Genomic DNA, 13,839 nt, shown 5'->3' on the forward strand with positions numbered 1-13,839 from the left:
TCAGGCTTCGCCTTTCCACCAACGGCGCGGTTCGACGTTTTCCGGCAGGGTGTCAGCCGGAATCTCGCGCGCGATGTCGTAAATTTCCTGATAGGTATCGATGCCACCGGCCCATTTGTTCAAACGCTCACGCCACTGCGCCCAGGGTTCGGGGTTGTAGTTCGGGGCGCACATCTCTTCGGCCAGTTTGATCTGATCATCTGGCAGGAATGCCGGACGTACTCCATTTTCGGCGAAGATAGTATCAGGCAGCTGCGGTTCCGAGAAACCGACGGTGTTCAGCAAAGCCGCCTCATTGGCACCTTGAATCAAAGCCTGCGTAAAGTAGGAAGACTCCATCACAGCATCCTGCAGCTCCCCGCCCAGACTGTCGAACACTTTGGCCGACATTGAGGTATGTTCAGTGCCGCAGAAGAATTTCAGGTTGACTGACTGCGACACCACTGGAGCCATGTTGGCATATGCGACGGCCGATGCCCACGTTTCAGCCCCGTCGATTAGACCAGTCTTCAACGCATCCAGAGTTTCTTCCCATGCAACCGGTACCGGATTCAGGTTCAACAGCTGCATCGCAATGCGTCCCAGCTGCGTACCCGTCACACGGTTCTTTGTACCGAACAGCTCTTCCAGTTTGGTGACGGTCGGCTTGTCGGCAAAGGTTGAACCCATTTGCAGGCCGCGCAATTCACAGTGGGTAAACAGGAACTTCAGGCCGTGCCGTTTCTCAAGCGGATCACGCAGAATGCGCTGGCTCGCCGGGCTGTAGAAGAAGTGATACTGCGCTGCCCGGCTAGGGAACATGTAAGCATAGTCCAGCACGTTGAGATACGGCGCGCCTCCAGCCGAGTTTTGGGTCGAGGCCGCGTAAATATCAACAATGCCCTGCTGGGTTTTTTCAACACAGCTCAGCTGGCCGCAGATCTGGTTGTCGCCAATGAACTCGATCCGAATTTCACCGTCCGTGCGCTCTTCCAGATCGCGTGCAAACTCGATCGCGCCGGCGCGTTCGATCAGCAGATTGCGGGTGTTAAAGCCCGATGCGCCGAATTTAAGCGTGTGCTTTGGCTCTTTCGAGAAGCGCTTTTCATAGGTTGATTCGGCTGCCTGCGCCAGATTCGCCAGGCTCATCGCGCCACCGAACCCACCTGCCGCCAGCAGTGTCGAACTCATGCCATAGCGCCCGGCCACACGAAAAAAATCTCGCCGGGAAATGCCACTTAGTTTCTTACCGATCTCCATTGCTTACCTCCCTGATCGCAATTAATGAGACGTTTTTTATCAAAAAAGGCTAGTATATTTCTCGCATCTTGCATAGAGTTTTTTTCAGTCGCGTCGGGAGGAGACAGTTATGGAAGTCGATTATGCGGTAGTCGGAGCAGGATCTTCGGGCTGTGTCATTGCCAACCGTTTGAGTGCTGATCCCAATACGACCGTCGCATTGCTGGAGGCTGGCGGTCGCGACACCAACCCGTGGATTCACATTCCGGTCGGTTATTTTAAAACAATGCACAACCCGTCGGTTGACTGGTGCTATCGCACTGAACCCGATCCGGGGCTTAATGGACGATCCATAGACTGGCCACGAGGCAAGGTGCTGGGCGGCTCATCCTCGCTGAACGGGCTGCTTTATGTCCGCGGCCAGAAAGAAGACTACGATCGCTGGCGGCAAATGGGCAATGAGGGATGGGGGTGGGACGATGTCTTGCCCCTGTTTAAACGCTGCGAAGATCAAGAACGCGGTGAAGATGAGTTTCACGGCATTGGCGGGCCTTTGTCTGTTTCGAACATGCGCATTCAACGCCCCATTTGCGACGCCTGGGTTGCCGCGGCACAGGCCGCAGGCTACCCGTTCAACCCCGACTACAACGGTGCTGAACAAGAGGGCGTGGGGTATTTCCAACTGACCACCCGCAACGGCCGTCGCTGCAGCGCGGCTGTGGCTTATCTCAAACCCATTCGAAGTCGTCAGAATCTGAACATCATCACCAACGCATTTGTGACGCGCGTGGTTTTGGACGGGAAAAAGGCGACCGGGCTGGTTTACCGGGACAGGTCAGGGGTCGAGCAAACTCTGAAGGTTCGACGCGAGATTATCCTGTCTGGCGGCGCGATCAATTCGCCCCAGATCCTGATGTTGTCGGGGATTGGAGACCCGGACCACCTCAAAGAAAACGGAATCGAACCGCTTCACACCCTGTCTGGCGTCGGTAAGGGCTTGCAGGATCATTTACAGGCGCGCCTGGTGTTCAAGTGCAATGAACCAACACTGAATGATGAAGTCCGCAGCCTGTTCAATCAGGCGCGCATCGCTCTGAAATATGCACTGTTCCGTGCAGGGCCTATGACAATGGCGGCCAGCCTCGCCACCGGCTTTATGAAAACGCGCCCGGATGTAGAGACACCCGATATACAGTTTCATGTCCAACCCTGGTCCGCTGACAGCCCGGGCGAGGGCGTACACCCGTTCTCGGCCTTTACAATGTCGGTCTGCCAGCTGCGCCCGGAAAGCAGGGGGGAGTTGTGCCTGAACGGCCCCGATCCGTCCAAACATATCAAGATCATACCGAACTACTTGTCCACAGAAACAGATTGCAGGACCATAGTCGATGGCGTGAATATCGCGCGGCGAATTGCCAAGAAAAACCCTTTGGCCTCGAAGATTTCGGAAGAGTTTCGACCAACAGCAGATCTGAATTGCAACGACTATGACGCTACGCTGGATTGGGCCAGGTCGAATTCGACCTCAATCTACCACCCAACCGGCACCTGTGCGATGGGAAGCTCTGAGGCATCTGTTGTCGATCCTAAACTAAGGGTTCACGGGCTAGAAAATCTGCGCGTGGCCGATTGTTCAATCATGCCCGAAATCGTCAGTGGCAACACCAACGCACCGGCAATAATGATCGGGGAAAAGGCGAGCGATTTGATAATCGCGGATGCCTGACAGGCCCTCCATCTTGCCTGTGTGCGATGCAGAATGCCCAAAACACTCGCAACCGATGGATCGGTGTGCCAGTCGCGCAAGCTCAAGCTGTTCTGTTGATTATGTCTGATCGCAACTCGCACTTTGCCAACTCTTGTCTCATGACTGACCGTGATCTGGGAGGGCGACTCTTGGCCAACGATCTGTGCTGCATCCAGCTCAGATTTTGACATCAAACCAATCTCGCGAAACATGCATAAGCGGTCGCGGACGCTATTTGCTTTTCCAATAGTTCAAATCGGAACGTCCACTTTCCTATTTTTGGCGTACAAGTACTTCACTTGCAGAGAGATATACACAGCTCTGGGTCGCGAGCCTGAGCCTAGCTACGGGCACTGCGTCGGTGAACCCTATTGGCCGCTAAGTCCCGCAACCCGGTCATTCACCAGTCTTCACCCAACGTCCGCTTTCATCTAAACCGAGCAACCCCTTGCATCTAAATAAAGAAGCAACTGCAGGAGTTTGATCCATGAAGTACCTGTCTGCCCTCGGCGTTCTCGCCGGGGGTTTTCTTTTGCACCCACCGCCCAAGGCTGTCCTGACGACGATCCGGCATCGTTGCCATAACCGTCGCTGTGTGAACCCGCGCCATCTGACCATCGGTGACCGCCGTGATAACCTTGAGGATGAGCGTGACCGGCAGGCGAACGGGGTCGATTGGGATATGCTATAGACCTGTGGCTATGCAGAAATCTCGACTTCGGAACAGCTAACCCGCTCCTCCCGCAACGTGGGAGGGGCACCCCCGCAGAACCCGCTATGATTGTTAACGGGTGGTTCGGGTGGCTGGGGCATAAACGGGGGCATTTCTCGGAGGGTTTAGCCCCAAGAGCCTGTTGTCGTTCTATGATCTGATGAACTGGCTGGGGTGGTAGGATTCGAACCTACGATACACAGTACCAAAAACTGCTGCCTTACCACTTGGCTACACCCCAACGGTGAGGCGCTATCTACGATTGTTGTTGGTAGGGTTCAAGAGCTTTCAGGTAAAAAATTAGGCCAGTTATAAAAAAAATTCAGAGCATCTTTCACGGGTCATGTTAGCAGCACCTCTTCCTGCCAGAAGGTGTTGAACATGGTTTGACGGCAACGGCTGTGAATTGGCCCTTCCGCCAATGAAGCATGACTCTGCGGACAGATGTTGAACGGCTGGGCCGGGCGAGGATTCGTCTGGCAGGCGGACAGGAAGCAGGTTTTCGATTGGTTTAACGAGGGCGAGTGGCAGTCGCGAATGTGGTCTTTCTGGCGCTGCACTCCTTTGTTGCGCCTCCTGCTTACGTAGGGCGGCCCAATGCCGAAGCAGATAACAAGAATAAGCAAGTTCGAGAGTGGCGGATCGGGAACTTCATTGCCGGTTGCTCTGAGATCAGCGCTACTCGCGAATCTCTGAGGGATCGACGCCCCAAAGGTTGGATTTCAGGGCCCAGCCACGATAGCCACCTGCAGAGATGCGACACCACTCGATCGTGCAGGTTCCAAGCCGCGCGACAACGCCGGTTTCAAACCGCGCACTGACCTGCGAGTTTGGGTCCGGGTTGGAATAGACCGGCAGCAAGTCGGATTCGATCAGTACTGTGCGCACGCCAGACAACAAGGCGTAATGGACCCAACCCCCTGCGCCATCGCGGTCCTGAACCTTTCTCCAGTTGCCATATTCCGCTGTCACCTGCAAAGGCATCCCACGCCGTTTGAACACCCAGTCGATTCGATGCGACAGGGATGGTCCTCTGCGCACGTTTCCCTCGGCCGCTTTCATGGAAACATACCGTGGCAAAGGCAGATTCGTGACTTGGCCACGCTTATCCTGTGCGCTGGCCACCAAGGGACCAAGCACAAGCATAATTACTGAAAAAAGCGCCAGAATCCGGCGATTTACTGGTAGGAGAACACTCACTGACAGTCTGCTCTTATGCCTGTTAATTTTGCTTCGAAAAAAGGTTGGATCAATGCCCAGGGGTTCTTGTGCCCCGCCTTATCCTGCGCCACGATGCCATGACGCGCGAAAGTTTGCAAAGCAGTGGGAGTACACAGGTGCCTAGAGAACGTCTGAGTGTTGTCGTTACGCGACGGTTGCCCGAGGCTGTTGAAACCCGATTGAGCGAGCTGTTCGATGTCCGGTTGCGTGCGGACGACGCACCCATGACCCGAGAAGAGCTTGTAGCGGCCGTACAAGAAGCGGATGTACTTGTACCAACGGTTACAGACTCGATTGATGGCGGATTGCTGGGGCGGGCGGGTGAAAGGCTGCGACTGATCGCCAACTATGGGGCAGGGGTTGACAATATCGATGTCGCAACCGCCCGTCAGCGCGGCATCCTTGTGTCGAATACGCCCGGAGTGCTGACCGACGATACTGCGGATATGACCATGGCGCTGATATTGGCCGTGACCCGCCGCATCCCCGAGGGGCTGTCCGTCATGCAAAAGGGGGACTGGCAAGGATGGTCACCCAACGCGTTGCTGGGTGGGCGGATCGGTGGGCGGCGTCTTGGCATTTTGGGGATGGGCCGGATTGGTCAGGCGGTTGCCCGTCGTGCCAGTGCCTTCGGAATGCAGATACATTACCACAACCGTCGTAGGTTGAGGCCGGAGACAGAGCAAGAGCTTGAGGCGACCTATTGGGAAAGCCTTGATCAGATGGTCGCACGGATGGATGTGATCTCGGTCAACTGCCCGTCTACGCCTTCGACTTTTCACCTGATGAATGCCCGGCGGCTAAAGCTGATGAAGCCCAGTGCAGTGCTCGTCAATACGTCACGTGGCGAAGTGGTCGATGAAAACGCGCTAACCCGCCAAATCCGGTCAGGCGATATCGCAGGTGCAGGTCTTGACGTTTACGAACACGGAACGAAGGTTAACCCTCGCCTACGGCAGTTGCCGAACGTGGTTCTGTTGCCGCATATGGGATCTGCCACGCTTGAGGGGCGGATCGAAATGGGCGAAAAAGTTATCATAAATATCAAGACATTCGAAGACGGCCACCGACCACCGGACCAGGTTGTTCCGTCCATGTTATAGTACGCGGCTTGGTGGCCGGACGATACAAAGTCAATTTTTCAGGAGGATACTATGAAACGAAGTCTGATTTCGGGATTGCTTTTGGCAACCATGACCTTTGCCGGGCCGTTGGCCTCTCAGGAAGCTGCGGATGCGGTTGCACCTGAGGGTGGTACTGACGGGCAGGTTCAAGGCCTGACCGCAGAAGTCATAGCCTCACTCGAAGCGAAATTGGCCGGTGAACCCGTGACGTCGCAGAACTGGATGGTGGCCGCGGCCAACCCTCTGGCGGTTGAGGCTGGGGCCAAGGTGCTGCGGGCAGGCGGTTCGGCGGCTGATGCGATGGTTGCCGTGCAGGTTGTACTTGGTTTGGTCGAGCCGCAATCCTCGGGCCTTGGTGGTGGTGCATTTCTGGTCTGGTATGATGCGGCCTCTGGCAAGTTGACAACACTGGACGGACGTGAAGCCGCCCCGCTTGAGGCCACCCATCGTCTGTTTCAGGACGAGAATGGCGAACCGCTGAAATTCTTTGATGCGGTTGTCGGGGGACTTTCCGTCGGCACACCCGGCACCCCGGCTTTGTTGGAAGAGGCGCATCGCCGCTGGGGCCGCAGCCCGTGGCCCGGCCTGTTTTCTGACGGCATTACGTTGGCTGATGAGGGTTTTTTGGTTTCCCCTCGATTGGCCAGCCTTGTTGAGAATGACGCGGAACGCCTGTCGCGATTTCCCGAGACAGCCGCGTATTTCCTGCCGGAAGGACAGCCGCTTGCACAGGGGCAGCGGTTGACGAACCCGGCCTATGCGGAAACGCTGCGCATCATGGCTGCGGAAGGATCGGCTGGATTCTACGGAGGAGAGATTGCCGCCGGGATCGTCAGCGCGGTTCGCAACGCGCCTGGGAATCCGGGCGTGCTGTCTGGTACAGATCTGGCGCTTTATCAGGTCATCGAACGTGACCCCGTCTGCGCCACCTACCGCGTTTATGAAGTCTGTGGAATGGGCCCGCCATCCTCAGGGGCGCTGACGGTTGGGCAGATTCTGGGCATGTTGAACGGCTATGATCTGGCAGCGTCAGGCCCCGAAGATATCAGATCCTGGCGGCTGATCGGGGATGCTTCGCGTTTGGCTTTTGCCGACCGTGGGCGCTATATGGCTGACCATGATTTTGTCCCGATGCCGACACAGGGGCTGGTCGATCCTGCCTATTTGTCCGAACGGGGCTCGTTGCTGAGCGGTGAGGCCGCATTGATCGACGCCGTTCCGGGGAATCCCGAATTTGACCATGCCTCGAACTGGGCGGATGATATCTCGCTGGAACTTCCGTCGACCTCGCATATTTCGATCGTGGACCAGTATGGCAATGTGCTGTCCATGACCACGACGATCGAAAACGGCTTTGGATCGCGGCTGATGACCAACGGGTTCTTGCTGAACAATGAGCTGACCGATTTCTCGTTCAAAACCCACAGTGATGGCGTTCCGATTGCCAACCGTCTGGAACCGGGCAAGCGTCCGCGCTCATCTATGAGTCCGACCATTGTGATGCAGGACGGTGCACCGGTTCTGGCCATCGGGTCGCCGGGCGGAAGCCGGATTATCGGCTATGTTGCCAAGTCGATCATCGCCTGGGCAGATTGGGATATGGATGTGCAACAGGCCTTGGCACTGCCGCATCTGGTCAATCGTTTCGGCACGTTCGACGTGGAACAGGGCACCGGGGCCGAAGGGCTTTCGGATGCGCTGACCGAACTTGGCTATGAGGTCAACGCGCGTGATCTGACATCAGGTCTTCATGCCATCGAGATCGGGGACATGCTGACAGGCGGTGCCGATCCGCGACGTGAGGGCATTGCGCTGGGCGAATAGTCTAGCGGCCAGTCAGAAAGGGAAAGCATGGTGCAGGCAAAGTCGCTTCGGCGAAACGAGGCGGGGATTGAAACGGTCGTCGGCATTCTGAAACAGCAATTCGGCGACCGTTTGCAAACGAGTCAGGCGATCCGCGAGCAGCACGGGCATACGACCACATGGATCGAAAACCAGCCCCCTGATGCGGTGGTGTTTCCGCATTCGACCCAGGAAGTCTCGGAAATCGTCAAGGCCTGCGCCACGCATAAGGTCCCTGTGATTGCCTTTGGCACCGGAACCTCGCTGGAAGGGCATGTGAACGCGCCAGCCGGTGGCATTTCGGTCGATCTGTCTCAGATGAACAAGGTACTGGCCGTTCATTCCGATGATTTGGATTGTGTCGTGCAACCAGGTGTAACGCGAGAGGAGCTGAATACTCATCTGCGTGATCAGGGTCTGTTCTTTCCGATTGATCCCGGTGCGAACGCCTCGCTGGGCGGTATGGCGGCGACCCGTGCTTCGGGAACCAATGCGGTGCGCTATGGCACGATGAAGGACAATATCCTTAGCCTTGAGGCCGTGATGCCGGACGGGCAAATCATCCGAACCGGGCAGCGGGCCAGAAAGTCGTCGGCCGGGTATGACTTGACCCGCCTGATGGTAGGCGCAGAGGGCACGCTGGGCATCATCACAGAACTCACTCTGCGTCTGCAAGGCATCCCCGAAGCGATCACCTCGGCGCGTTGTGTGTTTCCTTCTGTCGACGCGGCATGTCAGGCTGTAATGATGACGATCCAGTACGGCGTTCCCGTGGCCCGGATCGAGTTGTTGGACGAGGTGTCGGTGAAGGCCGCAAACGCCTATTCGGGACTGGCCTTACCGGAAACCCCGCTTTTGCTGTTGGAGTTTCATGGATCAACTGGTGGTGCGGTCGAGCAGGCTGAGACATTTGGTCAGATCGCCGAAGAGTTCGGCGGCACAGATTTCGCGGCCACTTCGACAACCGAAGAACGCAACAAACTCTGGCAGGCACGCCATGATATGTATTGGGCCAGCTTGCAGTTGCGCCCCGGTGCGCGGGGCATATCAACCGATGTTTGCGTACCGATCTCGCGACTGGCAGAATGCGTGACTGCGACCCGGAACAAGGCCAAGGAACTTGGGCTTTTGGCGCCGATTGTCGGGCATGTAGGGGACGGTAATTTTCACACCTTGCTGTTGATCGACATGGAAAACGCCGACGAAGTGGCCAAAGCGGACGGGTTTGTTGGGTGGTTGAATGACCTTGCGATCGAGATGGAGGGAACCTGTACCGGGGAACATGGGATCGGGCAAGGAAAGCGGTCATACCTGGCCAAGGAGCTAGGGGCAGCGCTGACCTTTATGGAGGCGGTGAAAAAGGCGCTTGATCCCGACAATATCATGAACCCGGGAAAAATATTTCCGGCTCGGGACGGGTAAAAACCGCGCGGATTATTCCGTATCTAGGCCACAAGGATGCCTCAATTTTCAAAGATTCTGCGCGAAATAAGCAGTGAATGAATATTGAGGTAATTTAATGGACGCGTTGCGGCTGATCGGGTTTACGCTGATTGTTGGATTGGTTGTCGCCGGGCTGGATTACTACCAGCAGGATAAGAAACACGAAGGTACGCTGTCGGCAAACGGCTATGTGGAAACGCTCAAAACGCGGTTCGCCCTTTATCATGAAGAACTGGATGCCGAAGCGGCAGAACGCGACCGCCAGAAGCGTTGGCGCGCAGGGGGCAAGCCCTATATGCCGGTCCCGGATTCAGTGCTTTCGCGTCGGGCAATAATGGACAGTGACTTCACGCTCGATGCGCGTGAAGGGGGGGGCTTGAAATCAGTCAGTGAGGCCGCGCGCCCGCTTGCCAGTAAGGTGGCTGTTCAAAAAGCTGAAATACAGGCCAAAAAACTGGATAAGGCAAGCTGGGTTTATGAAAAGGCTGGTCACACTTACTGGATTGAGATCAAACTGCGGCAGGAGGCTTCCGCGGATTCACTTGCGGGCAATATCGCAAGATCGATCGACTCGATGGATTTCGGCGCCAGCAACTATGCTCCGTTCGGTGTGATCGGGGGCGTTGCCTATTTTCAGTTCGTCGAAGCTGAGTACAGCCCGATCCATCTCGATGTCCGTAAAGTCTGGTCGATGATCACTGCCAAAGTGACGGATCTGACTCAGCCGGTTGGGTTCCAGATCTATACGGGCACCCTGGGTCTGGGTGAGGAAATACGTGTTGAGATGTACACGGATGCCCCGGAGCAGGATGTGCGCATATTCCTCAGCCAGCTTGACTATGATGGGATGAACGCGTTGCTTAGCCGGCCGGTGCCTGGTGTAGGAAACGAGGCGGTTACCGACCCAGATGGCGGCATTGAGCGCGCCTTGCAAATGGCCGAAGTCCGGGCCGAGTTCACCCGGCTGCGCAGCGAGATTGCTCAGTTGCGGATCGAAAACATCAACGGGTTGGCCTTGCTTGCCAATACAATGGCGGCACAACACGGGTTGCCATCTGATGCTTTCGATCTGACGGCAAACAATATCCAATCCCCGGATGATTTGATCCAGATCGGGTATCGCAAAGGGTTGGCTGGCCTGGAAATTGAAAACGCAGATGCGGATGGTTCTGGCGGCAGTGTTTTTGGGCGACTTTTCGGGAAGCTAACGGGTGGGTCGGAAGAAAAAGAGGTCGAACCGAAAAGCTCGAGCGGTTTGTTCGGCGGCCTGAAGTCGTTTTTTAAAGGTTCAGAAACTGCCGATGCTTCTGGGAAACGTGTGAACGAAGCATCCGAGATTCGTGTGAACAAGGGTGGAGCAGGGTCTTCGGGCAAATGTGCCTTCAACGATGCGCGCAAGACCTGCTCGCTGTCTGGCGGCTGAGAGAGTTCAAAACTTTTAGGAAAAGCGACCCCCAGATGTCTGAGGGTCGTTTTTTTTATATCACTGGTCGGATGAATGTCGCGCGGTGGGCGCTGATTGCGCCATATGGTGGCAACAGATTCCAAGGGGAGACACCCGGCTATGAAAACCCAAGTCAAAGCACTGGTCGTTGGCGGCGGCGCCGTCGGCACTTCGATTGCCTATCATCTGGCCAAGGCAGGCTGGGACGATGTCATGCTAATTGAGCGGGACGAACTGACATCAGGTTCGACCTGGCATGCGGCGGGTTTGCTGCCGCTGTTCAACATGTCCTATGCGACCACGCATATCCACAAATACTCGGTCGATTTCTACAAGCAGCTTGAAGATGAGACCGGCCTGAACGCGGGTTTCGCCGTGGTTGGCAACCTGCGCATGGCGCAGACCCAGGAGCGCATGGACGAATACATGCTGTACGCGTCCACCGCCGAAACCTGTGACGTTGCCTATGAATGGCTGACTCCGGACCAGATTAAGGAACGCTGGCCGCTGATCGAGACCTCGGACCTGAAGGGCGCGATATATCACACCGAGGACGGCTATATTAACCCAGCAGACGTGACACAGGCGATGGCCAAGGGTGCGCGTCAACGCGGTGTTGAGATCGTTCGCAAGCTGCAGGCCGATGCCTTCCATTGGAATGGCACTCATTGGGAAGTCACCTGCACCAAAATGGTCGAGAAGGGCGGTAACCTCATTCCGTCGGATGAGCAGGTGGTTATCACCGCCGAGCATGTCGTGACCGCATCGGGCAACCACGCACAGCGGACCGCGAAAATGCTGGGCATCAAGATGCCCGCGATCCCGGTCGAACACACCTTCATCGTCATGGACAAAGACCCTGAGCTGGTCAAATGGCGTGAAGCGGGCAACCCCGAACACCCTGTTGTCCGCGATGCCGACAACGAATCCTACGCACGCGAGGAACGCGGCGGCTGGATTTTGGGGATCTATGAACATGGTGCGCCGGCGCAGTTCGAACACGGCGTGCCGGACAGCTTCCGTGCTGATCTGTTCCCGCTCGATCTGGACCGGATTGCGGATCAGTACATGGCGATGGCCGAACGTGTGCCGTCCTGTGCTGAATCCGGTCTGAAAGACGATTTCAACGGCCCGATCTGCTACACCCCCGACGGTAACCCGCTGGTTGGACCCGCGCCGGGTCTGCGCAATATGTGGCTGGCCGAGGGCTTCAGCTTTGGTATCACCGCTGCGGGTGGCACCGGTTATTATCTGGCCCAGATGATGGTCGATGGAGAAGCCGAGATCGACATGGCCTCGCTGGACCCCAAACGCTATAGCAGCAACTGGATGACCACCGAGTTCGCGGCGCGCAAGAACGAAGAGTGCTATGAGCACGTCTATATCCTGCACCACCCCGATGAAGAACGTGCTGCCTGCCGCCCGCTGCGGACTGTTCCGGCCTATGACCGTCAGAAAGCGCGTGGCGCACAGTTTGGCTGGGTTAACGGCTGGGAGCGCCCGAACTATTTCGGTCCGCTGGATGCACCCGAAAACTTCGACCATGATGCCCGCTCGTTCCGCCGCGGTGGCTGGTGGCAGCATGCCGTTGACGAAGCAAAGGCGATCCGCGAAGGCGTTGGCCTGATCGACGCATCGGCCTTCACAAAGCATGTCGTCAAAGGCCCCGGTGCGACCCAGTTCCTGGATTGGTTCACCTGCAACAAGCTGCCCAAGGTCGGTCGTATCAACCTGACCTACGCGCTGACCTCGCACGGTACCACCCGCACCGAATACACCATCGTCCGTAACGGCGAGAACAACTACTACATCGTCTCTGCCGGTGCCTGGACTGAGTACGACGCCGATTACCTGCGCAAGGCGGCCGAGGACAAGATGGAGGAGTTCGGTTACATCGAGATCCAGGATGTGACCACTCAGTGGGGCGTTTTTGCCATTGCCGGACCCAAATCGCGGGACGTTCTGAAAGAGGTCATCAAAGACGCCGATCCGGAAACCGCACTGTCCAACAAGCGCTTCCCATGGTTGTCGGCCCGTCAGATCGAACTGGGCATGTGCCCGGTCAACGCGATCCGTGTGGCCTATACCGGTGAGCTGGGTTGGGAACTGCACCACCCGATTGAAATGCAGAACTACCTGTTCGACCTGCTGGAAAAAGCGGGTGAGAAGCATGGCATGAAGCTGGTCGGCGCACGCGCCCAGAACTGGCTGCGTCAGGAGAAATCCTATCGCGCCTTCGGCACCGAACTGGGCCGCGACGCGACCCCGCTGGAAGCCGACCTGCCACGCTTTGTTGACCTGTCCAAGGACTTCTATGGCAAGACCAAGCTGGAAGAGACCGGCGTGCGCGTGAAATGCTGCACCCTGCTGATCGACGGACCGGAGGATGCCGATCCGTGGGGCCGTGAAGTGTTGTATACGCCGGAAGGTGAACGCGTCGGTCGTCTGACTTCGGGTGGCTATTCAGTAGCCTTCGAAAAATCCATCGGCATGGGCTATGTGAAACCCGATCTGGCGGTCGAAGGCACCAAGCTGAAGGTCAAGCTTCAGGACAAATTGTGGGATGCGGTCGTCACTTGCGACAGCCCCTATGATCCGAAAAACGAGGTCATCCGCAAGGACGGCTGATCTGGATAAGAACGGCGGCACCTTTTTGGTGCCGCCTTCTAATGCCCGCAGCACGCGGGCTTTTTTCATGCACTCAGCTCGTCGAAACAGTCCAGCGCCTTAGAGGCGTACATCATCGACGGTCCGCCCCCCATCTGAACCGCCATGGACAGAACGTCCGAAACCTCGTCACGTGACGCGCCGGCTTTGATCAAAGCTTCGGTGTGCAGCATGATACAGGGTTCGCATCGGTCCGCTATGGATATGCCAAGAGCGATGAATTCTTTGGTCTTGTAGTCCAGCGTTCCGCCTTGCTTGGCCGCCGCGCCAAGCGCACCGAAGGCGCGGGCGGTATCAGGGATTGCGCCGTTCAAATTGCGAAGACCTTTTCGCGTGTCGTTGATCTTTTCCTGCCAGGGCATGCTACATTCCATTTAACATCGTGTGTTTGGAATATGTTTAGTTGGCCTCGGTCGGGCTT

General features: G+C 56.7%; 10 protein-coding genes and 1 tRNA gene. 7 read left to right on the plus strand and 4 right to left on the minus strand.

The features are described 5' to 3' along the window. Nucleotides 1-1,239, minus strand: a complete 1,239-nt coding sequence (locus AC2FIC_RS05285) for a TRAP transporter substrate-binding protein (RefSeq protein WP_142638251.1) — start codon at nt 1,237-1,239, stop codon at nt 1-3. A gap of 109 nt (nt 1,240-1,348) precedes the next feature. Here AC2FIC_RS05285 and AC2FIC_RS05290 point away from each other — a divergent pair, with 109 nt between their 5' ends. Both AC2FIC_RS05290 and AC2FIC_RS05295 read left to right on the plus strand, forming a co-directional pair. Next, the gene (locus AC2FIC_RS05290; RefSeq protein ID WP_496692259.1) at nt 1,349-2,944 is read left to right on the plus strand and encodes a GMC family oxidoreductase; all 1,596 of its coding nucleotides are present in this window, start codon (nt 1,349-1,351) and stop codon (nt 2,942-2,944) included. Between the two features lie 508 nt (nt 2,945-3,452). Continuing rightward, nucleotides 3,453-3,656, plus strand: a complete 204-nt coding sequence (locus AC2FIC_RS05295) for a hypothetical protein (RefSeq protein ID WP_496692260.1) — start codon at nt 3,453-3,455, stop codon at nt 3,654-3,656. 187 nt (nt 3,657-3,843) lie between these two features. Here AC2FIC_RS05295 and AC2FIC_RS05300 read toward each other — a convergent pair. Then, nucleotides 3,844-3,918: transfer RNA gene (locus tag AC2FIC_RS05300), tRNA-Gln, on the minus strand. 437 nt (nt 3,919-4,355) lie between these two features. Then, the gene (locus AC2FIC_RS05305; protein ID WP_282022367.1) at nt 4,356-4,823 is read right to left on the minus strand and encodes an SH3 domain-containing protein; all 468 of its coding nucleotides are present in this window, start codon (nt 4,821-4,823) and stop codon (nt 4,356-4,358) included. 191 nt (nt 4,824-5,014) lie between these two features. Between AC2FIC_RS05305 and AC2FIC_RS05310 the strand changes: the two genes are divergently transcribed. The 5 genes from AC2FIC_RS05310 (at nt 5,015) to AC2FIC_RS05330 (ending at nt 13,379) form a co-directional block, all read left to right on the plus strand. Then, entirely contained in the window at nt 5,015-6,001 is a 987-nt protein-coding gene (locus tag AC2FIC_RS05310; RefSeq protein ID WP_281973630.1) for a 2-hydroxyacid dehydrogenase, read from the plus strand. Between the two features lie 51 nt (nt 6,002-6,052). Continuing rightward, nucleotides 6,053-7,846: a gamma-glutamyltransferase gene (gene ggt, locus AC2FIC_RS05315; RefSeq protein ID WP_496692261.1), complete on the plus strand. Its 1,794-nt coding sequence runs from the start codon at nt 6,053-6,055 to the stop codon at nt 7,844-7,846. Nucleotides 7,847-7,873: 27 nt separating this feature from the next. Beyond that, nucleotides 7,874-9,286, plus strand: coding sequence for an FAD-binding oxidoreductase (locus AC2FIC_RS05320; protein ID WP_496692262.1), 1,413 nt, complete (start codon nt 7,874-7,876; stop codon nt 9,284-9,286). Nucleotides 9,287-9,383: 97 nt separating this feature from the next. Continuing rightward, nucleotides 9,384-10,730: a hypothetical protein gene (locus AC2FIC_RS05325; protein ID WP_496692263.1), complete on the plus strand. Its 1,347-nt coding sequence runs from the start codon at nt 9,384-9,386 to the stop codon at nt 10,728-10,730. Nucleotides 10,731-10,871: 141 nt separating this feature from the next. Next, entirely contained in the window at nt 10,872-13,379 is a 2,508-nt protein-coding gene (locus AC2FIC_RS05330; protein WP_496692264.1) for a GcvT family protein, read from the plus strand. A 65-nt stretch (nt 13,380-13,444) separates the two neighbouring features. On the opposite strand, the gene AC2FIC_RS05335 is transcribed toward AC2FIC_RS05330, so the two are convergent. After that, entirely contained in the window at nt 13,445-13,780 is a 336-nt protein-coding gene (locus AC2FIC_RS05335) for a carboxymuconolactone decarboxylase family protein (protein WP_496692265.1), read from the minus strand. Nucleotides 13,781-13,839: the final 59 nt, after the last annotated feature.

Source organism: Ruegeria sp. CDSC079, from assembly GCF_059610505.1.

Coding starts and splice junctions, on each gene's coding strand:
- ggt (WP_496692261.1), top strand. CDS start 6,053: ATGAAACGAAGTCTGATTTCGGGATTGCTTTTGGCAACCATGACCTTT.
- AC2FIC_RS05330 (WP_496692264.1), top strand. CDS start 10,872: ATGAAAACCCAAGTCAAAGCACTGGTCGTTGGCGGCGGCGCCGTCGGC.
- AC2FIC_RS05305 (WP_282022367.1), bottom strand. CDS start 4,823: ATGCTTGTGCTTGGTCCCTTGGTGGCCAGCGCACAGGATAAGCGTGGC.
- AC2FIC_RS05295 (WP_496692260.1), top strand. CDS start 3,453: ATGAAGTACCTGTCTGCCCTCGGCGTTCTCGCCGGGGGTTTTCTTTTG.
- AC2FIC_RS05325 (WP_496692263.1), top strand. CDS start 9,384: ATGGACGCGTTGCGGCTGATCGGGTTTACGCTGATTGTTGGATTGGTT.
- AC2FIC_RS05285 (WP_142638251.1), bottom strand. CDS start 1,239: ATGGAGATCGGTAAGAAACTAAGTGGCATTTCCCGGCGAGATTTTTTT.
- AC2FIC_RS05335 (WP_496692265.1), bottom strand. CDS start 13,780: ATGCCCTGGCAGGAAAAGATCAACGACACGCGAAAAGGTCTTCGCAAT.
- AC2FIC_RS05290 (WP_496692259.1), top strand. CDS start 1,349: ATGGAAGTCGATTATGCGGTAGTCGGAGCAGGATCTTCGGGCTGTGTC.
- AC2FIC_RS05320 (WP_496692262.1), top strand. CDS start 7,874: ATGGTGCAGGCAAAGTCGCTTCGGCGAAACGAGGCGGGGATTGAAACG.